This window comes from Pseudomonas fluorescens (assembly GCF_001307275.1).
Taxonomy (GTDB): domain Bacteria; phylum Pseudomonadota; class Gammaproteobacteria; order Pseudomonadales; family Pseudomonadaceae; genus Aquipseudomonas; species Aquipseudomonas fluorescens_AA.
In genome coordinates this window covers 80798-102226 of record NZ_CP012831.1, presented here as the reverse complement: position 1 = coordinate 102226, position 21429 = coordinate 80798, and the positions used below count along the sequence as shown (strand labels likewise).

Annotated in this window: 18 protein-coding genes; 11 read left to right on the top strand and 7 right to left on the bottom strand. The window is 63.0% G+C overall.

The window, feature by feature from the left end; all coding sequences use genetic code 11:
* Positions 1-127 precede the first annotated feature (127 nt).
* The 10 genes from AO356_RS00490 to AO356_RS00445 all read left to right on the top strand — a co-directional run bounded on the left by AO356_RS00490 (position 128) and on the right by AO356_RS00445 (position 9318).
* Positions 128-1774, top strand: coding sequence for a phospholipase D-like domain-containing protein (locus AO356_RS00490; RefSeq protein ID WP_060738111.1), 1647 nt, complete (start codon positions 128-130; stop codon positions 1772-1774).
* Positions 1775-1829: 55 nt separating this feature from the next.
* Positions 1830-2171, top strand: coding sequence for a hypothetical protein (locus AO356_RS00485; RefSeq protein WP_060738110.1), 342 nt, complete (start codon positions 1830-1832; stop codon positions 2169-2171).
* A gap of 392 nt (positions 2172-2563) precedes the next feature.
* Entirely contained in the window at positions 2564-3412 is an 849-nt protein-coding gene (locus AO356_RS00480; protein WP_060738109.1) for a transporter substrate-binding domain-containing protein, read from the top strand.
* Positions 3413-3466: 54 nt separating this feature from the next.
* Positions 3467-4129, top strand: a complete 663-nt coding sequence (locus AO356_RS00475) for an amino acid ABC transporter permease (protein ID WP_018608019.1) — start codon at positions 3467-3469, stop codon at positions 4127-4129.
* Between the two features lie 9 nt (positions 4130-4138).
* Complete coding sequence (locus tag AO356_RS00470; RefSeq protein WP_028236639.1) at positions 4139-4801, top strand: amino acid ABC transporter permease; 663 nt, start codon at positions 4139-4141, stop codon at positions 4799-4801.
* Complete coding sequence (locus AO356_RS00465) at positions 4798-5589, top strand: amino acid ABC transporter ATP-binding protein (RefSeq protein ID WP_060738108.1); 792 nt, start codon at positions 4798-4800, stop codon at positions 5587-5589. Before AO356_RS00470 ends, AO356_RS00465 begins: the two co-directional genes overlap by 4 nt.
* Positions 5590-5614: 25 nt before the next feature.
* Positions 5615-6004 carry a RidA family protein gene (locus tag AO356_RS00460; RefSeq protein ID WP_060738107.1) on the top strand — a complete coding sequence of 130 codons (390 nt, stop codon included), beginning with the start codon at positions 5615-5617 and terminating at the stop codon, positions 6002-6004.
* Between the two features lie 214 nt (positions 6005-6218).
* Complete coding sequence (locus AO356_RS00455) at positions 6219-6983, top strand: IclR family transcriptional regulator (RefSeq protein ID WP_060738106.1); 765 nt, start codon at positions 6219-6221, stop codon at positions 6981-6983.
* A gap of 41 nt (positions 6984-7024) precedes the next feature.
* The gene (locus AO356_RS00450) at positions 7025-8242 is read left to right on the top strand and encodes an amino acid deaminase (protein WP_060738105.1); all 1218 of its coding nucleotides are present in this window, start codon (positions 7025-7027) and stop codon (positions 8240-8242) included.
* A gap of 155 nt (positions 8243-8397) precedes the next feature.
* A complete protein-coding gene (locus AO356_RS00445; RefSeq protein ID WP_060738104.1) occupies positions 8398-9318 on the top strand; it encodes a sugar kinase in 921 nt (306 codons plus the stop codon).
* 116 nt (positions 9319-9434) lie between these two features.
* On the opposite strand, the gene AO356_RS00440 is transcribed toward AO356_RS00445, so the two are convergent.
* Entirely contained in the window at positions 9435-9710 is a 276-nt protein-coding gene (locus tag AO356_RS00440) for a peptidylprolyl isomerase (RefSeq protein ID WP_019690952.1), read from the bottom strand.
* Between the two features lie 48 nt (positions 9711-9758).
* Positions 9759-12296, bottom strand: coding sequence for a hybrid sensor histidine kinase/response regulator (locus AO356_RS00435; RefSeq protein WP_060738103.1), 2538 nt, complete (start codon positions 12294-12296; stop codon positions 9759-9761).
* Positions 12297-12428: 132 nt separating this feature from the next.
* On the opposite strand from AO356_RS00435, the gene AO356_RS00430 reads away from it, so the two are divergent.
* Positions 12429-13547 (top strand): PilT/PilU family type 4a pilus ATPase, encoded by a 1119-nt coding sequence (locus tag AO356_RS00430; RefSeq protein WP_060738102.1) that lies wholly within the window; start codon positions 12429-12431, stop codon positions 13545-13547.
* A 103-nt stretch (positions 13548-13650) separates the two neighbouring features.
* On the opposite strand, the gene AO356_RS00425 is transcribed toward AO356_RS00430, so the two are convergent.
* The 5 genes from AO356_RS00425 to AO356_RS00405 all read right to left on the bottom strand — a co-directional run bounded on the left by AO356_RS00425 (position 13651) and on the right by AO356_RS00405 (position 21403).
* Complete coding sequence (locus AO356_RS00425) at positions 13651-15606, bottom strand: acetoacetate--CoA ligase (protein ID WP_060738101.1); 1956 nt, start codon at positions 15604-15606, stop codon at positions 13651-13653.
* A gap of 191 nt (positions 15607-15797) precedes the next feature.
* The gene (locus tag AO356_RS00420) at positions 15798-16574 is read right to left on the bottom strand and encodes a 3-hydroxybutyrate dehydrogenase (protein ID WP_060738100.1); all 777 of its coding nucleotides are present in this window, start codon (positions 16572-16574) and stop codon (positions 15798-15800) included.
* Positions 16575-16581: 7 nt separating this feature from the next.
* On the bottom strand, positions 16582-17973 hold the full coding sequence (locus AO356_RS00415) for a GntP family permease (protein ID WP_060738099.1): 1392 nt from the start codon (positions 17971-17973) through the stop codon (positions 16582-16584).
* A gap of 292 nt (positions 17974-18265) precedes the next feature.
* Positions 18266-19681, bottom strand: a complete 1416-nt coding sequence (locus AO356_RS00410) for a sigma-54 interaction domain-containing protein (protein WP_060738098.1) — start codon at positions 19679-19681, stop codon at positions 18266-18268.
* 141 nt (positions 19682-19822) lie between these two features.
* A complete protein-coding gene (locus AO356_RS00405; RefSeq protein WP_060743039.1) occupies positions 19823-21403 on the bottom strand; it encodes an ABC transporter ATP-binding protein in 1581 nt (526 codons plus the stop codon).
* Between the last annotated feature and the right edge of the window lie 26 nt (positions 21404-21429).

Sequence of the window (21429 nt, the reverse complement as noted above, 5' to 3'; positions counted from 1 at the left end):
AATGATGAACACCCGGCCCCCTGTGGGAGCGAGCTTGCTCGCGATGGCATCCCCTCGGTTCCCATGACCTGCCCACCTGACCCGCATCACTGCACTATGCTCAAGCAGCCCCTCACAGGAGTGAACCATGCGCGTACTCGTCACCAACGCCCAGGACGATTTTCGGGTCAAGGCCTATGCCGGCACCAACGGCGTGCTGCTCGCCATGGACCTGGCCGAACCCCGGCGCAAGGGCTTGCTGGGTTTTGCCATCGAGAAACAGCAGGGGGACAAGCCCTGGCTGTTCCTGTTCAACAGCCTGACGTTCCCCGACAAGGCCCACACCTTTCCCCAGTTCCACGCCACCCCCAGCGACAAGGCGCCCCTGCAGAAATTTCGCTGGGCCGACTACGCCGTCAACCCCGGCGTGACGATCCACTATCGCGTGCACCTGGCCTATGGCAGCCCCGATTCGCCGCAATTGGGCGAATCCCTGGCCGTCACCGTCACCAGCGACGACGGGCAGCCGGTCGACCAGCGGGTCATCTTCAACCGTGCCGTGGCCGCCAGCCAGGCGTTCCAGCGCAAGTTTCCCGAAGTGGACGCGTTGCTCAATGCCAACAAGCACCTGTCCATCGATGACTGGCCCGACGCACCACGTCGCTGGTTGGAAAACGGCTTGCTGGGTCGCTTGACCGGTTTCATCGACCGGGCGCTGGATGCCCGCTGGGCCTTGGACGTCGCCATCTATGAATACGAATTGCCGGTGATCGTCGACGCGGTGACTGCCGCTCACGCTCGCGGCGCCCGGGTGCGGGTGCTGTATCACGCCGAGCCGGGAGACGACACCACGGCGCGCAACGAAGCCAGCCTCGAGAACATGCCGGCGGCCAACAAACGTGGGCGGATCACCCACAACATTTTCCATAACAAGTTCATGGTGCTGAGCAAGGTGGAGGCCAGCGGCTCATTGCAACCTGAAGCCGTGCTGTGCGGCAGCACCAACTTCACCGCCAACGGTGTCTACCGCCAGGCCAACGTCGTGCATGTGCTGGACGACCCGCGGATCAGCAGCAGCTATTCCCAGGTATTCGAGCAAATCTGGGCAACGCCCCAGGACGTCGATGCCACTCGCCAGTGGCTGACCCTGAACAATGCCATGGCCCCGCAAGAAGCGTTGTTCGCCGGGTTCTCGCCACGCACCGGGGAGGGCGATCTGGATCGCTTCGTCGACATCATCAAGGGGGCGCGAAAGGACCTGTTGTTCGTCACCGCCTTTGTGTTGCCCGACCGCATCCTCGACGCCTTGCTCGGCCAGCCCAATGACGACGTGTTGCGCTACGGCCTGCAAAACACCAAGAGCCGCATCACCGGCTTTCATGCCGACCGCACCGCCGAATTCGCCGCCACCGCGTTGCTCAACACCGGTCTGGAAGGCTGGCTGCGGGAAAACATGAAAGGCCAGAAGGGCAATCTACTGGTGCACACCAAAGCCATCGTCACCGACTTCACCAGTGACACGCCGACCATCCTCAGCGGCAGCCACAACCTCAGTGCCGCCGCCAGCAGCGGCAACGACGAGAACTACCTGATCATTCAGGGCAATACCGACCTGGCCGACCGCTACGGGCTGGAACTGCTGCGTTTCTATGAGCATTACCGCTTTCGTTACTTCGCGAAAAAACTCGCCCTCAAGCAGGTCAGGCCACTGGCAGTGGATGACAGCTGGAGTGATGACTATTACCGCGAGGGCGATTTGCGGATGTTGTCCAGGGTGAGGTTTTGCGGGCGTTAGGCGCAGCAGATGATCAGGTGCTAGCATAGGGCCATCTATCAGCCAGGAAGCTGTCATGAAACGCTATCACGGAACGTCCGCTTTACTTCGCACCTGTGTCGCGATCCTGTTGTTGGCCCTGGGCACTTCGACCTTTGCTGCCAATCAACCGTGTTCCGGGCGCAAGGGCGGTATTGCCGGATGTGACGGCGATACCTTCCTCTGCAACGACGGCTCCATCAGTGCTTCGAAGAAGTCCTGTTCCGCTGTGCTGGGGCTTCGGAACGAGGCGCGCCCGCAGTCGCTGCTCAAGTCCGCCGACGGTTGCCAATGCGGCAGTGGCAATTACTGCGTCGGCCCCCGGGGCGGGGTCTATTGCCTCACACCTGGCGGCAGCAAGAGCTACAAGCGCAAATAGACCAGGCACACCGCCGAACAGTGGGAGCGAGCTTGCTCGCGATAGCGTCAGGTCAGTCAACATCAACATTGACTGATACACCGCTATCGCGAGCAAGCTCGCTCCCACGGGTATCCATTTATAACTCCAGGTGGCTCCGTTTCAGTGCGCCAGGTGCGCCGAGTACCCGGCATGGGGCCTTGTTACCCGCTCGCCGTGGCCAACGGTAGCAATCTCGGCACGGTTCCAAGCCCCCATCCATTGCCTCTGTTTTTCCCATCTCCCTGATTTCCCTGACTTTCCATTTTTCTCACCCATGCGCTCCAAGCCTGTGGCACACTTTCTGCTGTCTATTCCGTTGTTACATACCATGTTCCGGTATAGCGGAATAAACTCATTCTGGAGTGCTTGCCATGCAACGCCGACCTTCCTTGTTCAAAGCGTGTGTTTTTCTCTTCGCGGCCACGACGGCTGCCATGGGTGTCGCCCAGGCGGCCGACAGCAAGCTGGACAGCGTGCTGCAGCGGGGGAAATTGATCGTGGGCACGGGCAGTACCAATGCGCCGTGGCACTTCCAGGGAGCGGATGGCAAGTTGCAGGGCTTTGATATCGATATCGCGCGCATGGTTGCCAAGGGCCTGTTCAATGACCCGGAGAAGGTCGAGTTCGTGGTGCAGTCGTCCGATGCGCGGATTCCCAACCTGCTGACCGACAAGGTCGACATGAGCTGCCAGTTCATCACCGTCACTGCCAGTCGCGCCCAGCAAGTGGCGTTCACCCTGCCGTACTACCGCGAAGGCGTCGGCCTGCTGCTGCCGGCCAACAGCAAGTACAAGGAAATCGAAGACCTCAAGGCCGCGGGCGATGACGTCACCGTGGCGGTGCTGCAGAACGTCTACGCCGAAGAATTGGTGCACCAGGCGCTGCCCAAGGCCAAGGTCGACCAGTACGACAGCGTCGATTTGATGTACCAGGCGGTGAACTCCGGACGCGCCGATGCTGCCGCCACCGACCAGTCCTCGGTCAAGTACCTGATGGTGCAGAACCCTGGGCGCTACCGCAGCCCGGCCTATGCCTGGAGCCCGCAAACCTACGCCTGTGCGGTCAAGCGCGGCGACCAGGACTGGCTGAACTTCGTCAACACCACCTTGCATGAAGCCATGACCGGCGTGGAATTCCCTACCTACGCGGCGTCGTTCAAGCAGTGGTTCGGCGTCGAGCTGCCGTCGCCGGCGATTGGTTTCCCCGTTGAATTCAAATGACCCTGTGAGCCCGGGGCGCCCCTTGCGGGCGCTTCGTCGAAGGTACTGCCGACCATGAATTATCAGTTGAACTTTGCCGCCGTCTGGCGCGATTTCGACACCTTGCTGGCGGGACTGGGCCTGGGGCTTTCCCTGGCGCTGGTGTCGATCGCCATCGGTTGCGTGATCGGCCTGGCCATGGCGTTCGCGCTGCTCAGCAAACATCGGGTCCTGCGGGTGCTGGCGTCGGTGTATGTCACGGTGATCCGCAATACACCGATCCTGGTGTTGATCCTGTTGATCTACTTCGCCTTGCCGAGCCTGGGCATCCGCCTGGACAAGCTGCCGTCGTTCGTCATCACCCTCTCGTTGTACGCCGGGGCCTACCTGACCGAAGTGTTCCGCGGCGGGCTGTTGAGCATTCACAAGGGGCAGCGGGAAGCGGGGCTGGCCATCGGCCTGGGCGAGTGGCAGGTGAAGGCCTACGTCACCGTGCCGGTGATGCTGCGCAACGTGTTGCCGGCCTTGTCGAACAACTTCATTTCGCTGTTCAAGGACACCTCCCTGGCGGCGGCGATCGCCGTGCCGGAGCTGACCTATTACGCCCGCAAGATCAACGTGGAGAGCTACCGGGTGATCGAAACCTGGCTGGTGACCACGGCCCTGTATGTCGCGGCCTGTTACCTCATTGCCATGGTGCTGCGGTATTTCGAGCAGCGCCTGGCGATCCGCCGTTAGGAGTCTCCCATGTACGAATCACCCAGTTGGTTGCATGAGTTATGGGTCGCCCGGGACACCCTGTGGGCCGGTTTCCTGACCAGTGTGCAGTGTTCGCTGTTGGCGATTGTGTTGGGCACGCTGATCGGCCTGGTCGCCGGCCTGGTGCTGACCTATGGCCGGACCTGGATGCGCGCGCCGTTTCGCTTTTACGTCGACCTGATCCGCGGCACGCCGGTGTTCGTGCTGGTGCTGGCCTGCTTCTACATGGCCCCGGCCCTGGGCTGGCAGATCGGCGCATTCCAGGCCGGCGTGCTGGGCCTGACGCTGTTCTGCGGCTCCCATGTGGCCGAGATCGTGCGTGGTGCCTTGCAGGCGCTGCCCCGTGGGCAGATGGAAGCGAGCCAGGCCATCGGCCTGACGTTCTACCAGTCGCTGGGCTATGTGCTGTTGCCCCAGGCGTTGCGGCAGATCCTGCCGACCTGGGTCAATTCCTCTACCGAGATTGTCAAGGCCTCGACCCTGTTGTCGGTGATCGGCGTCGCCGAACTGCTGCTCAGCACCCAGCAGATCATCGCCCGGACCTTCATGACCCTGGAGTTTTACCTGTTCGCCGGGTTTCTCTTTTTCATCATCAATTACGCCATCGAATTGCTCGGGCGACACATTGAAAAGCGGGTGGCCTTGCCATGACTGATATTTCGACTCCTTCCAACACTCAACCGCTGTTGGACATTCGCGGCCTGCGCAAACAATACGGCCCGCTGGAAGTGCTCAAGGGCGTGGACCTGAGCATGCAGCGCGGCAACGTGGTCACGCTGATCGGCTCCAGCGGTTCGGGCAAGACCACGCTGCTGCGCTGCGTCAACATGCTCGAAGAATTCCAGGGCGGGCAGATTGTGCTCGACGGCGAGTCCATTGGCTATGACGACATCGACGGCAAGCGTGTGCGCCACCCCGAGAAGCTCATCGCCCGGCACCGTGCCATGACCGGAATGGCCTTCCAGCAATTCAACCTGTTTCCCCACCTGACCGCGTTGCAGAACGTCACCCTGGGCTTGCTGAAAGTGAAAAAACTGCCCAAGGACGAAGCGGTGGCCCTGGCCGAGAAATGGCTGGAGCGGGTCGGTCTGCTGGAACGGCGCGATCACTTTCCCGGCCAGTTGTCCGGTGGCCAGCAGCAGCGCGTGGCGATTGCCCGGGCGATTGCCATGAACCCCAGCCTGATGCTGTTCGACGAAGTGACTTCGGCCCTGGACCCGGAGCTGGTCGGCGAGGTGTTGAACGTGATCAAGGGCCTGGCCGAGGACGGCATGACCATGCTGCTGGTGACCCACGAAATGCGCTTTGCCTTCGAGGTCTCCGACAAGATCGTGTTCATGAACCAAGGGCGCATCGAAGAGCAGGGTCCACCGAAGGAACTGTTCGAGCGGCCGCAATCGCCGCGGTTGGCGGAATTCCTCAAGAACACCCGTTTTTAATTTTATTCAGTAAGGAGAAACACCCATGAGCATTACGCGCTACGGCACCGGCAGCTCCGCAGGCGGCGGCCAGCCACGGCCATTCGCCCGCGCCGTGGAGGCCGATGGCTGGCTGCATGTGTCCGGCCAGGTACCGGCGGTGAATGGCGAGATCATTGTCGGCGGGATCGTCGAGCAGACCCACCAGACCATGAAGAACCTGGTCGCCATTCTCGAAGAGGCCGGTTATGAGCTCAAGGACGTGGTGCGCTGCGGCGTGTGGTTGGATGACCCGCGGGATTTCTGGAGTTTCAACAAGGTGTTCGGCGAGTACTTCAGTCCTGAACACGCCCCGGCCAGGGCCTGCGTGCAGGCGAGCATGATGGTCGATTGCAAGGTCGAGATCGATTGTGTGGCCTACAAGAAAAAGGCCTGATTCGGTGTAGGACTGTCCTTCAAGGCCTGTTTGATTCATCTTGATGAGCACGCCTATCGTGGCGAGGGAGCTTGCTCCCGCTGGCCTGCGAAGCAGGCCCGATAAGTGACAAGCGACTGCTGCGCAGCCGAGCGGGAGCAAGCTCCCTCGCCACAAAAGCATTTTCGTCACAATGAAAAACATGCACCTACGATTGAATTCAGGAACCAGAGACATGACCGAAGACACCATCAAACGCCGGGCCCGGGGACTGGATCGGGCGTTCGATATCCTCGATTTCCTCAAGGAAATCGGCCAGCCGCTGCGCCCGAACGATATCGCCAGCGGCATCGGCAGCCCCAAGTCCACGGTCTATGAACTGGTGGCGTCGCTGCTGGAGCGCCGCATCCTCGAGCCGGTGGGCAAGGACGGTCACGTCTACCTGGGGCGCCAGTTGTATTTCCTCGGGCAGGCGCACCTGCGGCATTTCGACCTGAGCCGCGAGGCTGACCAGGCCTTGCAGGAGATCGTGCGCCAGACCCGCGAAACGGCGCAGATGTGCCTGCTCAACGGGCGTAAATACACCGTCGCGCTGATGAAGGAAGGCGAGCGGCATTTCCGCATTTCATCGGACATCGGTGAAAACGCGCCAATCCCGTGGACGGCGTCCGGGCGCCTGTTGCTGGCGCATTTGAGCGACCAACAGATCGTCGACCTGATCGACCCCGACGACTTCATTTTGCCGGACGGCGAGCGCTTGCCCCTGGAGCAATTCCTCGGGGAAATCCGCCAGGCCGGCCTCGATGGGTTCTTCTCTTTCGACAGCGTCGCCGACACCTTCACCCACTGCTTCGCCGCACCGGTCAAAGACCCCGGCGGCGTGGCCATCGCCACCCTGTGCATCGTCGCCCCTCGGGCCGACGCCAAGAACAATTACGCCGACTACCGCCGGGTGCTGATCGAAAGCGCCAACAACCTGGCCCGGCGCATCAATGAATAGATAACTGCGGCTGCGAGCGGCCGCGTGCGAGGAGTACGAACATGTCTTCTGTCATTCCCAATGCTGGCGTAGAGAAGGGTGCGGCCACCGTCGGTGCTCATCTGCTCAAGGACGTCAGCCTGCCGGCGTTGGTGCTGCACCGCGCGGCGCTGGAGCACAACATTCGCTGGATGCAAGCGTTCGTCACCGACAGTGGTGCCGAACTGGCGCCCCACGGCAAGACCAGCATGACCCCGGCGCTGTTTCGACGCCAGCTCGATGCCGGTGCCTGGGGCCTGACCCTCGCCACCGCCGTGCAGACCCGTGCCGCTTACGCCCACGGCGTTCGTCGAGTGCTGATGGCCAACCAACTGGTGGGCACGCCAAACATGGCGCTGATCGCCGATCTGCTGGCCGACCCGGCGTTCGAATTCCATTGCATGGTCGATCATCCGGACAACGTCGCGGACCTGGGGGCGTTCTTCGCCTCGCGCGGTATGAAGCTGAACGTGATGATCGAGTACGGCGTGGTCGGTGGTCGGTGCGGCTGCCGGACCGAGGCCGAGGTGTTGGCCCTGGCCGAGGCGATTCGCAGTCAACCGGCGCTGGCGTTGACCGGTATCGAAGGCTACGAAGGGGTGATCCATGGCGACCACGCCATCAGTGGCATCCGCGCATTCGCGGCATCGTTGGTACGGCTGGCGGTGCAGTTGCAGGACGACGATGCCTTTGCCATCGACAAGCCGATCATCACCGCCTCGGGTTCGGCCTGGTACGACCTGATCGCCGAATCCTTCGAAGCCCAGAATGCCCACGGGCGTTTCCTCAGCGTGCTGCGTCCCGGCAGTTACGTGGCCCATGACCATGGCATCTACAAGGAAGCCCAGTGCTGCGTGCTGGAGCGCCGCAGCGACCTGCACGAAGGCCTGCGTCCGGCCCTGGAAGTCTGGGCTCATGTGCAATCGCTGCCGGAGCCGGGCTTCGCGGTGATCGCCCTGGGCAAGCGCGACGTGGCCTACGACGCCGGATTGCCGGTGCCGCTCAAGCGCTACACGCCCGGATCGGATTCGGTACCGGGTGACGATGTCAGCGGTTGCAAGGTGACGGCGGTGATGGACCAGCATGCGTTCATGAGTGTGGCGGCCGGGGTTGAGCTGCGTGTGGGCGACATCATTGCGTTTGGTACTTCACACCCGTGCCTGACGTTCGACAAGTGGCGGGTGGGGTGCCTGGTGGATGAGCAGTTGCGGGTGGTCGAGAGCATGGAGACTTGCTTCTAGTCGTTGGACCAGGTTGTGGCCATCGCGGGCAAGCCTTGCTCCCACACGGATCGACTGTGAACACAAAGTTGGTGTTTGCCCAAGATCCCCTGTGGGAGCAAGGCTTGCCCGCGATTAGCGACCTTCCAGACACCACCAAAATATCAGGATCACCTATGAGCAATCCCACCCAGAAACCCCGCATCGCCCTGATCGGCGAATGCATGATCGAACTGCAACAACGCGCCGACGGCAGCCTGCTGCAAAGCTTCGGCGGCGATACCCTGAACACTGCGGTGTACCTGTCCCGCGCCTTGGGCAACAGAGGCGCGGTGGATTACGTCACCGCCTTGGGCGACGACAGTTTCAGCGATGCCATGTGTGAGTGCTGGGCCGAAGAAAACATCGGTCTGCAACGGGTCCAGCGCTTGCCTGGACGCCTGCCGGGTCTGTATTGCATCCAGACCGATGCGGCGGGCGAGCGGCGATTCCTCTACTGGCGCAACGAGGCGGCGGTGCGCGAGTGTTTTACCACCCCGGCCGCCGCGCCGATCCTGGCGGCATTGCCGGATTACGATGTGCTGTATTTCAGCGGCGTGACCCTGGCGGTGCTCGGTGAGCAGGGGCGCGCCAGGCTCATCGAAACCCTGGTCGAAGCCCGTCGACGCGGGGCCCAGGTGGTGTTCGACAATAATTACCGGCCAAGACTCTGGGCCTCGATCGAGGCGGCGCGGGCGGCGTATCGCAGCGTCCTGCCTTACGTGGAATTGGCGCTGTTGACGGTGGAAGACGAGCAGGCACTGTTCGGATATGCGGACACTGACGCGGTATTCGCCGCCTATGGGCAGCTCGGCACGCCCGAGGTGGTGCTCAAGCGCGGTGCCGAGGCCTGCCTGATTCGTTGCGATGGCGAGTCTTATGAGATTCCCGCCCAACGGGTCGAGCGTGTGGTGGACACCACGGCGGCGGGGGATTCATTCAGTGCCGCGTACCTGGCGAGCCGCTTGCTGGGGGGTACTCCGGCGGAGGCGGCCGAGTCGGGGCATCTGTTGGCGAGCCGGGTGATCCAGGTGCCGGGGGCGTTGATGCCAAAATAATAAGTGGGCACAAAACCTGTGGGAGCGAGCTTGCTCGCGATAGCGCTGGGTCAGCTTGCAGAAATGTTGACTGTGTCGTCGCCATCGCGAGCAAGCTCGCTCCCACAGGCTCGGTTTCAATCCCGGTAGAACACCTGCACCAGGTGATAGCCGAACTTGCTCTTGATCGGCCCATGTACCACCCGCAAAGGCTTCTTGAAGATCACCGCATCGATCGCACCGACCATCTGCCCCGGCCGCACTTCGCCCAGGTCGCCGCCGCGTTTGCCCGAGGGGCAGGTGGAGTATTTCTTGGCCAGCACATCGAAGGCTTCGCCCTTGGCGATGCGTTGCTTGAGCTGTTCGGCTTCTTCGGCGGTTTTCACCAGGATATGGCGGGCTTGGGCTTTCATTGCAGCGGTGACCTGAACGGTGCGACGGGGCGGCGATTATGCCTCAAGTCAGCTGTCATGGTTGATCATCGTCCGAATCTTGTTGGCCAGCAGATCGAGGGTGAAGGGCTTGGCGACCATGTCCATGCCCTGGTCGAGGAACCCCTGGCGCTCGGCGGCTTTCTGCGCGTAACCGGTCATGAACAGCACTTTCAGCCCTGGGCGGTGCTGGCGGGCGATTTCCGCCAGTTGCCGGCCATTCATGCCCGGCAGCCCGACGTCGGTCACCAGCAGGTCGATGCGCTGCTCCGATTCCAGCAGGGGCAGGGCCGTCATGGCGTCCTGGGCTTCCAGGGCGGTGTAGCCCAAGGTCTTCAACAGGTCGAGCACCAGCATGCGCACCGCCGGTTCATCTTCCACCAGCAACACGGTTTCCCCGGCGATGGCCGGCGGTACGTCGACCGTCTCCGCGGTGGCGGGTTGTTGGGCCGGCGCAACGTGCAAGCGCGGCAGGTACAACTGCACCCGTGTGCCCTGGCCCGGCACGCTGTCCAGGTTGAGGTGTCCACCCGACTGTTGGGCAAACCCGTAGATCATCGACAAGCCCAGGCCGGTGCCCTGGCCGATGGGCTTGGTGGTGAAGAACGGGTCGAAGGCCTTGGCCAGCACGGCGGGGGTCATGCCGCTGCCGTTGTCGCTGACCGCGATCATCACGTAGTCGCCGACCTTGACCGGTTCGAGGGTATTGATGTCAGTGCCGTCCAGATAGACGTTGGCGGTTTCGACGATCAATTCGCCGCCGTCGGGCATGGCATCCCGGGCGTTGATCACCAGGTTGAGCAGGGCGTTTTCCAACTGGCTGGCATCGGTGCTGACCGGCCACAGCTCGGGGGTCAGTTGCAGCCGCAGCACGATGTGATCGCCGGTGGTCCGGCTCAGCAGGTCTTCGAGCGAACGCACCAGCTCGTTGGCGTCCAGCGGCTTGCGGTCCAGGGACTGGCGGCGGGAAAACGCCAGCAGCCGATGAGTCAGGGCCGCGGCGCGGTTGGCCGAGGACACCGCCGCTTCGGTGAAGCGCCCGATCTCGGCGGTGCGGCCGGCGGCGATGTAGCGTTGCATCAGGTCGAGGCTGCCGAGGATGCCGGTGAGCATGTTGTTGAAGTCATGGGCAATGCCGCCGGTGAGTTGGCCCACGGCCTCCATTTTCTGCGCATGGCGCAGGGCTTCTTCGGCGCGCTCGCGTTCGAACATCTCGCTTTGCAGGCGATGGTTGGCTTCGGCCAGTTGCCGGGTCCGGGCGATGACCCGTTCCTCCAGTGTTTCGTTGAGGTTGCGCAGGGCTTCCTCGGTTTTCCGGCTCTCGGTCTCGTCGATCACGAAGATGTAGAAACCGTTCACCGCCCCGTCCGTCCCGTGGCGAGGCAAGTAGTTGATCAGTGCATGGCGCGGGCGACCGTCGCGATGGTCCATCTGCAAGGTGAAGCTGCACGGCTTGCCGGCCAGGGCATCGGCGATCTGTTGGGCGCGGGCGGCATAGGCCTCTTCGCCGAGCACTTCGCGGATGGTCTTGCCGTAGAGCTCCTGCGGGGTCAGGCCGTACCAGTCCAGGTAGGCGCTGTTGTTAAGCCGGAAGCGCTCTTCGCGGTCCGCGTAGCTGATGAGGATCGGCATGGCGTTGATGATCAACTGCAGCTCGGTCTGGCTCTGGCGCAGGGCTTGCTCGGTGCGCTTGCGTTCGGTCAGGTCCAGGGCCGCGCCCAGAAAACGCTTGGGTCGGCCGTGGCGGTCCTTGTAGCAACGGCCGCGCACGTACACCCAGCGTAATTCATCGTTGGGCTGCAACAGCCGGTACTCTTCGGCGTATTCGGTGCCATGGGTAATGCAGTGCTTGATGCTGCGGGCAACCATCGCCCGGTCTTCGGGATGCACGCCTTCGAGGTAGGCGCTGATGGGCAGCTGGCGCGACAGGTTCGGGTCGACGCCATGCAGCAGGGCGAAATGGGCGTCGGCAATGAAGCGGTCTTCGCTGATGTCCCAATCCCAGGTGCCCAGCGCGTCGGCGGCGGCCAGGGCCAGTTGCAGGCGCTCTTCGCTTTCGTGCTGGGCCTTGAGGCTGGCCTCGGAGCGCCGTTCGAATTCCATGGCCAGGCGGCGGCGTTCGCTGGTCTCGATGGCGGTGACCAGGATGCCGGCGACGCTGCCGCTTTCGTCATGCACCGGGCTGTAGGTCAGATCCAGCCAGACATCGCAGAGGCGACCAGCGAAGGGCACGTGCCAGTGCTGGTCGCGGCAGGTGTGCGTCTGGCCTTGCAACACGCGGTGGTAAATCCCTTGGGTTGCCCCTTTGAGTTCGGGCCATGCTGCATGGGTCGGCTGGCCGAACGCCCGGGGGTGCTTGTCACCGCTCAGTCGGCCGAAGGCGTCGTTGTAGAGATGGGTCAGCTGCGCGCCCCACAGCAAGGCCATCGGCATCGGCGAATGGAGCACGATGTCCACGGCGGTGCGCAGACTCTGGGGCCAGTTTCGGGCAGTGCCCAATGGGGTCTGGGCCCAGTCCACCTGGCTGACCAGGCGCTGGGCATCATTGCCGGCGGGTGTCGCGTTCATCACGCAATCCCTGGCTGTCGTGTCTGTACCACGGCGTCTACTATCCTTTGAGGAAAGTAAGTGCGGGCGGGTCTGAAGGGTTTCATGTTCGGCTCAACTTGTTTCATTGATGTCTCGCGGAAGTTTCAGTCCATGGAAATCGATCCGTTGTTGCGAATCCTGGCGAGCCAGAATGGTTCCGATCTTTACATGTCTACGGGGGCACCGCCGTGCGCGCGTTTCGAGGGCGTGCTCAAGCCCTTGGGTAACGAGGCCTTCAAGGTCGGCGACATTGCCCGGCTCGCCGAGTCTTTGATGGACGCCGAACAGCGCCTTGAGTTCGATCGGGAACTGGAAATGAACCTGGCGATCTCCCTGGCCGGCGTCGGGCGGTTCCGGGTCAATGTCTTCAAGCAGCGCAATGACGTCTCCATGGTGATCCGCAACGTCAAGCTGGACATCCCGCGCTTCGAAGACCTGAAACTGCCCCGGGTGCTGTTGGACAGCATCATGCAGAAACAGGGGTTGATGCTGTTCGTCGGCGCGACAGGTTCGGGCAAGTCGACTTCCCTGGCGGCGCTGATCGATTACCGCAATCGCAACAGCAGCGGCCACATCATCACCATCGAGGACCCGGTGGAGTATATCCATCGGCACAAGAAATCCATCATCAACCAACGGGAAGTCGGTGTCGACACCCGCAGTTTTCATGCGGCCCTGAAAAACACTTTGCGCCAGGCGCCGGACGTGGTGCTGATCGGCGAAATCCGCGATCGGGAAACCATGGAGCATGCCCTGTCGTTTGCCGACACCGGGCACTTGGTGATTTCCACCTTGCATGCCCATAACGCCAACCAGGCCCTGGACCGGGTGATCAATTTCTTTCCGGAAGAGCGCCGGCCGCAGTTGTTGAACGACCTGGGCAACAACCTCAAGGCGTTCGTTTCCCAACGCCTGGTGCGCACCCGTACCGGCCAGCGGCGGGCGGCGGTGGAAGTCATGCTGGGTTCGCCCACGGTGGCCGACCTGATCCGGCGCAACGAGCTTGGCGAGCTCAAGGGCATCATGGAAAAGTCAGAGGAACTGGGCATGCAAACCTTTGACCAGGCCTTGTTCAACCTGGTGGTCGAAGGCGCCATCGACGAGGAGGAGGCGCTGAAAAATGCCGATTCGGCGAACAACCTGCGGTTGCGTTTGAAGCTGCATACCGAGTCGGGGGCGGTGGCGCCACCGGCCGATCCGGCAGCGGGTGAGTGGGGGCTTATGGATTGATCGGGTTATCGTTCATCGCGAGCGAACTCGTTCCCACATGGGGTCTGCCAGTCACCGGAGATCCACTGTGGGAGCGAGCTTGCTCGCGATGAGGCCCTCACGGTCAGCTCGCAAGCTCCGGCCGGTCCCTAAACTGCTCCAACGCCTCGGGGTTGGCCAAGGCATCGGTGTTCTTCACCACCTCGCCATGCACCACGTTGCGCACCGCCAACTCCACCACCTTGCCGCTGATGGTCCGCGGAATATCACTGACCGCGAGGATCTTCGCCGGCACATGCCGTGGTGTGGTGTGGGTCCGGATGACCTGGCGAATCCGTTGTTCCAGGGCTTGATCCAGCGTCACGCCATCGCGCAGGCGCACGAACAGCACCACCCGGACATCGCCCTGCCATTGCTGGCCGATGGCAATGCTGTCCAGCACCTGCTCGACCTTTTCCACCTGCCGATAGATCTCTGCCGTGCCGATGCGCACGCCGCCAGGGTTGAGCACGGCGTCGGAGCGCCCATGGATCAACAGGCCACCGTGGGGCAGTTCCTCGGCGTAGTCGCCTTGGGCCCACACCCCGGGGAACTGGGCGAAGTAGGACGCGCGGAGTTTTTCCTGCCGAGGGTCGTTCCATAAACCAATGGGCATCGCCGGGAAATGCCGAGTGCACACCAGCTCGCCTTTTTCCCCGATGACCGGGTTGCCGGCCTCGTTCCAGACCTGCACGGCCATGCCCAGGCTCTTGCCCTGCATTTCGCCCCGGCGCACCGGGGACAGTGGGTTGCCGTTGACGAAGCAGGAGACGATGTCGGTGCCGCCGGACATCGAGGCGAGGCAGACGTCGGGTTTGACGTCCCGGTACACGTAGTCGTAGCTATGGGGGGCCAGCGCCGAACCGGTGGACAGGAGGGTTTTCAGGCTGTCCAAGCGGTGCGTCTGCCGGGGCTTGAGGCCTTCGCTTTCCAGGGCGGCGAGGAATTTGGGGCTGGTGCCGAAGACGCTGATGCGCTGCTGATCGATCAGGTCCAGCAAGCGCTCGGGGCCGGGGTGGAACGGCGAGCCATCGTAGAGCACCACCGCGCTACCCACGGCGAGGGCCGATACCAGCCAGTTCCACATCATCCAGCCGCAGGTCGTGTAGTAGAACAGCCGATCCTCGGGGCCGAGGTCGACGTGCAGGCCATGTTCCTTGACGTGTTGCAGCAACACGCCACCGGTGCCGTGGACGATGCACTTCGGCACGCCGGTGGTGCCGCTGGAGTACAGGATGTACAGCGGGTGGTCGAACGGAACGCTGACGAATGCCGGTTCGCCACCGCGTTGATAAAAGTCGTTCCACAACGCGATCGCGGCCGGGGTCTTGAAGTCCTCGAGGCGGGCGTCAGGCTGGGCATAAGGCAACACGATCAGTTGTTGCAGCGACGGCAGCCGTTCGAGGATTTCATTGACCTTGGCCCGCTGGTCGATGACCTTGCCGGCGTAGCGATAACCGGCGCAGGTGATCAGCACCTTGGGCTCGATCTGGCCGAACCGGTCGATGACGCCCTGGGTGCCGAAGTCCGGTGACGAGCACGACCAGATGGCGCCCAGGCTGGTGCTGGCGAGCATGCCCACCAACGTCTGCCAGGTGTTGGGCATGCAGGCGGCGACCCGGTCGCCCCGGGTGACGCCAGCGGCTTGCAGGCTTTTCTGCAGGCCGGCGACATGGGCGGCGAGTTCGGCCCAGGTCAGTTGTTCCTGGCCGCCGTTTTCGCCCAGTGCCACCACCGCGACGGCGTCATCGCGGCGGCGCAGCAGGTGTTCGGCGAAGTTCAGCGTGGCGCCAGGGAACCACTGGGCGCTGGGCATTTGCGCACCTTCCACCAGTACCGCGTCGGGAGCGTGGTGAAAGCGGATCTCGAAGAAGTCGACGATGGCCTGCCAGAAGGCCTCGCGCTGGTCGATGCTCCAGGCGTGCAGGGTGGGGTAGTCGTTCAGTTGCAGGTGATGCCGCGCGTTGACGAACCGGCGAAAGGCGTTCATGCGCGACTGGGCGATGCGTTCGGGGCTGGGTTGCCAGAGGAGGTCGGACATGGGGGGCCTCTTGTTTTTTCGGGCTTGTAAACATTGCAGCACAAGGCGTTACTTATGGCGAGAACAGCTTCTGTGGCGAGGGAGCTTGCTCCCGCTCGGCTGCGTAGCGGCCGCCTGTTGGGCCTGCTTCGCAGTCCAGCGGGAGCAAGCTCCCTCGCCACACGAAACGCGTTCGCCAGAGGAAGGTGGTGTTACTGGGCCAACCACCCACCATCGATATTCCACGCCGCGCCCCGCACCTGGCTGCCGGCTTCGCTGCACAGGAACAGCACCAGCTCCCCCAGTTGCGGCGGGGTGACGAATTCCAGGGACGGTTGTTTCTCGGCCAGCAGATCATGCTGCGCCTGTTGCGGGTCAACGCCGGCGGCGATGCGGTCGTCGATCTGTTTTTGCACCAGTGGTGTCAGCACCCAGCCCGGGCAGATGGCGTTGCAGGTCACGTTGCTGGTGGCGGTTTCCAGGCCGACCACCTTGGTCAGGCCGATCACCCCATGCTTGGCCGCGACATACGCCGCCTTGCCCACCGAGCCAACCTGGCCATGCACCGAGGCGATGTTGACGATCCGGCCCCAGCCCTTGGCCCGCATGCCTGGCAGGCTCAGGCGCGTGGCGTGGAACACCGAGGACAGGTTGATGGCAATGATCGAGTCCCAGCGCTCCACCGGAAAGTCCTCCACGGCGGCCACGTGCTGGATCCCGGCGTTGTTCACCAGGATGTCCACGCCGCCGAACTCGCGCTCGGCGTAGGCGAGCATGTCGGCGATTTGCGCCGGGTCGCTGACATCGGCCGGATGATGACCGACCTTGCCGCCGAATTGTTTGACCTCGGCGATCACCGCCGAGGCATCGCCGAAGCCGTTGAGGATCAGGTTGGCGCCGGCCTTGGCCAGGCTCAGGGCGATGCCCAGGCCGATGCCGCTGGTAGAACCGGTGACCAGGGCGGTCTTGCCCGAAAGAGCAGTTGTCATGGGAACCTCACACAATGCCAGTGGCGTAGAACACAGCGATCACGAAGAACACCGCGAGGGTCTTGATCAGCGTAATGCAGAAAATGTCTTTGTAGGCTTCGCGGTGGGTCAGCCCGGTCACCGCCAGCAGGGTAATCACCGCGCCATTGTGGGGCAGGGTGTCCATGCCGCCGCTGGCCATGGCGGCCACCCGGTGCAGTACTTCCAGGGGAATGTTGGCGGCGTGGGCGGCGCTGATAAAGCTTTCAGACATCGCCGCCAAGGCGATGCTCATGCCGCCCGAGGCGGAGCCGGTGATGCCCGCCAGCAGCGTGACCGTCACCGCTTCGTTGACCAGCGGGTTGGGAATGTTCTTGAGCCAGTCGGCCAGCACCAGGAAGCCCGGCAAGGAGGCGATGACCGCGCCGAAGCCGTATTCCGAAGCGGTGTTCATCGCCGCCAGCAACGCACCGCCCACGGCACTCTTGCTGCCTTCGGCCAGTTTGCTGCGAATGGCCCGGAAGCCGAACAGCAAGACCATGATGATGCCCACCAGCAACGCCGCCTGCACTGCCCAGATCGCGGTGAGCTTGGCGATGTCGCTGGTCACCGGTGTGGCCATGCCCGGCAGCGCCAGGCTGTGGGTCTTGCCGTACCACTGTGGGATCCACTGGGTAAACAGCAGGTTCATGATGCCCACCGCCAGCAGTGGCGAAACGGCGATCCACGGGTTCGGCAGCTTGATGTCTTCGGCGGTTTCCGGCTCGTTGCGCAACTCGGTGCCGTAGCCTTCGCCCACACTCTGGGCCTTGTTGCGCTGGCGTTGCAAAAACAGCATGCCGAGGCTGAACACGAAGATTGTACCGATCACCCCCAGCCACGGTGCGGCCCAGGCGGTGGTGTTGAAGAACGTGCTGGGGATGATGTTCTGGATCTGCGGCGTGCCGGGCAGGGCGTCCATGGTGAAGGAGAATGCGCCGAGGGCGATGGTGGCCGGGATCAGACGCTTGGGGATATTGCTCTGGCGGAACATCTCGGCGGCGAACGGGTACACCGCGAACACCACGACAAACAGCGACACGCCGCCATAGGTCAGCAAGGCGCAGACCAGCACGATCACCAGCATGGCCTGGCGCGTCCCCAGCAAGCGAATCGCCGCGGCGACGATGGAGCGGGAGAACCCCGACAGCTCGATCAGCTTGCCGAACACCGCGCCGAGCAGGAACACCGGGAAATACAGTTTGATGAAGCCGACCATTTTCTCCATGAACACCCCGGTGAATGCGGGGGCGACGGCGGAAGGGTCGGTGAGCAGGACGGCACCGAGGGCGGCGATGGGGGCAAAGAGGATAACGCTGTAGCCACGGTAGGCGGCAACCATCAGCAGCGCGAGAGCTGCCAAGGCAATGATCACACTCATGGTGTGTCTCCTGGATTGTTATTGTTGTGGTGACGCTGTGGGAGAGGCTTTAGCGAGTTTTGTGCCAGGTGTGTAACTGGCTGAAATATAAGGAAATTGTTTTATTTTGTAGGGCGGGAGTGAGGGTTTTGTCTCTGTTTTGAGATTTTTAGGGGATGGGCTGGCCTCATCGCGAGCGAGCTCGCTCCCACAGGTTCTTGAGTTACGCGGTCAACTGTGGGAGCGAGCTTGCTCGCGATGGAGCGCAAAGCGCTCCAAAACCGGCAGTCTATATTTTGAGAATGAAGTCTCTCTATTGAGACTCGGCAATCCCCAACGCCACCATCTTCTTGTACAACGTCGATCTCCCCAGCCCCAACCGCTCGGCCGCTTCCACCACTTTGCCGCCGCATTGCGCGAGGGTGGTTTCGATCAATTGTCGGTCGAAGCGCGCCCGGGCCTGGCTGAAGGTTTCCTGGGGCAGGGGTTCGTAGCTCACGTCCGCCGGGCGCGTCACCGGCATGAAGGTCCCGATGGCGGCGCGGATGTCCGCCGCCGTGAGCATCAGGTCATCGCTGAGCAGCGCGGCCCGTTCCAGCACATTGCGCAGCTCGCGGATGTTGCCCGGCCAGGCGTGTTGCCGCAGCAGGTCGAGGGCGGCGGGGTTCAGTTCGTGCTGGCTGCGCAACTCTTCCAGGATCGCCTCGCTCAGGGCTGGCAGGTCATCGAGGCGTTCGCGCAACGGTGGGACCTGGATCGGCAATACGTTGAGGCGGTAATACAGGTCGGCGCGGAACTCTCCGCGCTTGATCGCCGCTTCCAGGTCCATGGAGGTGGCGGCGATGATTCGCACGTCGCTTTGCAACACCTCGTTGGAGCCCACCGGTTCGTACTCTTTTTCCTGGAGCACACGCAGCAGTTTGCTTTGCAGCGGCAGCGGCATGTCGCCGATCTCGTCGAGGAACAGCGTGCCGCCCTGGGCAATCTGCAGTTTGCCGGCACGGCCTTTGCGGTCGGCCCCGGTAAAGGCCCCGGGGGCGGTGCCGAAGAACTCGGCCTCCAGCAGCGATTCAGGAATCGCCGCGCTGTTGATGCTGACGAACGCCTTGTGCGCCCGCGGCGAAGCGCTGTGGATGGCCTGGGCCAGCAGTTCCTTGCCGGTGCCGGTTTCGCCCAGCAGCAGCACCGGCGAATCGGCGCTGGCGCTGCGTCGGGCACGGCGCTTGACCTCAAGGCCGGCGCTGCTGGTGCCAATGAAATGGGCGAAGTTGTACTTGGTTTGCCGCGCCCGTAGCAATGAGCGGGTGGAGGCCAGTTCTTCCTGCATGCTCAGGTAGCGCTTGAGCATCGGCGACAGGCTGTGCAATTCATCGAACAAGGCAAAGCCGATGGCACCGATCACCGCGCCCGCGCTGTCGTGGATCGGCAGGCGCATCACCACCAGCGGCTCCTTGGGCGTGTCCTGCATGTCCAGCAGGATCGGGCGCCCGGTGCGCACCACTTCGCGCAACAGGCTGCTGGGAATCACGCTCTCGCACGCCCGGCCAATGGCTTCCTGCGCCGAGTTCAGGCCGAAACGGCGGGCGTAGCGTTCGTTCATCCAGACGATATTCGCGTCACGGTCGACAATCACCGTGCCTTCGCTGGACTGCTCGATGATCTCGAACAACGAACGGATCGCCAGCGTGCGCACGCGCTTGTAATCCTTGAGGCTTTCCGTGGGGTTCATGGTCGGGTCCGGATTAGGTAGTGCCTGTCAGGCCGTCATCGTCGAAATGCCGCCCGGACTCTATATTCGGCGCGATGCAGACCACTGTGGGAGCGAGCTTGCTCGCGATGGGCGCGATACGGAGCCAGGTCATGCACTGCATTATGCCCACCCCGGATGCGCCGCCGCCAACAACTCCTTGGTATAGGGATGCCGGGGCGAGTCGAACACGTCATGACTGGCGCCTTGCTCGACCACCTTGCCATCCTTGATCACGATCATGTCGTGAGCCAGGGCGCGGACCACCGCGAGGTCATGGCTGATGAACAGGTAGGTCAGGCCGTGTTTTTCCTGGAGCTGACGCAGCAGCGCGACCACTTGCTTCTGCACGGTACGGTCCAGGGCCGAGGTCGGTTCGTCCAACAGGATCAGGGCCGGCTTGAGCACCAGGGCCCGGGCGATGGCGATGCGTTGGCGCTGGCCGCCGGAAAACTCATGGGGGTAGCGGTGGCGGCTCTGTGGATCGAGGCCGACTTCCTTGAGCGCCTGGATCACCTGGGCTTCGCATTCTTCAGGGCTGGACGGGCTGTGCACCTCCAGGCCTTCGCTGATGATCTGCTGCACCGACATTCGCGGGCTGAGGCTGCCGAACGGGTCCTGGAACACCACCTGCATCTTCCTGCGCCATGGCCGCAATGCCTTGTGGGATAACTGCTCGAGGGCCTGGCCCTGGAAGTGGATGCTGCCTTCGGACTCGATCAGCCGCAGGATCGCCTGGCCGAGGGTGGACTTGCCTGAGCCGGATTCGCCGACGATGCCCAGGGTCTTGCCGCGCTGGATGCTCAGGCTGATACCGTCCACGGCGCGCAGGTATTCCTTGCGCCGGAACAGCCCGCCGCCCAGGGCAAAGCTGACGCGCAGGTCCCGCACCTGCAGCACGTCTTCGCGCTCGTCCCGGGGCAGGGCTTCGCCTTCCGGTTCGGCGTGCAGCAGCTCGCAGCTGTAGGGATGTTTCGGTGCGCTGAACAGGGTTTCGCAAGGCGCCTGCTCGACGATTTCCCCGGCCTTCATCACACACACCCGTTGGGCGATGCTGCGCACCAGGTTGAGGTCGTGACTGATCAGCAGCAAGGACATGCCGAGCCGTTGCTGCAAGGACTTGAGCAACAGCAGGATCTTTCGTTGCACGGTCACGTCCAGCGCGGTGGTCGGTTCGTCGGCGATCAACAGCTCCGGCTCGCAGGCCAGGGCCATGGCGATCATCACCCGTTGCCGCTGGCCCCCGGACAGTTGATGGGGGTAGGCCTTGAGCCGCTCGGCGGGTTTCTGAATGCCCACCAGGGCCAGCAGCTCCAGAATGCGCTGGCGCGCCGCCTTGCCGCCCTGGCCCCGGTGCAGCATCAGGGTTTCACCGATCTGCTTTTCGACGCTGTGCAGCGGGTTCAGCGAGGTCATCGGTTCCTGGAAGATCATGGCGATGCGGTTGCCGCGCAACTCCCGCAGGGTCTTGGCCTCGGCGCCCAGCAGTTCCTGGCCGCGATAGCGAATGCTGCCGGTGGTGCGGGTGCCGGTCTCGGGCAGCAATTGCAGGATCGAATGGGCCGTCACCGACTTGCCGGAGCCCGACTCGCCCACCAGGGCCAGGCATTCGCCGGGGCGGATGTCCAGGCACAGGTTGCGCACCACCGTTTGGTCGTTGAAGGCCACGCTCAGGTCGCGGATTTCGATCAGGTTGTCGCTCATCTCAAGGTTCCGCTTCATGGTTGTTT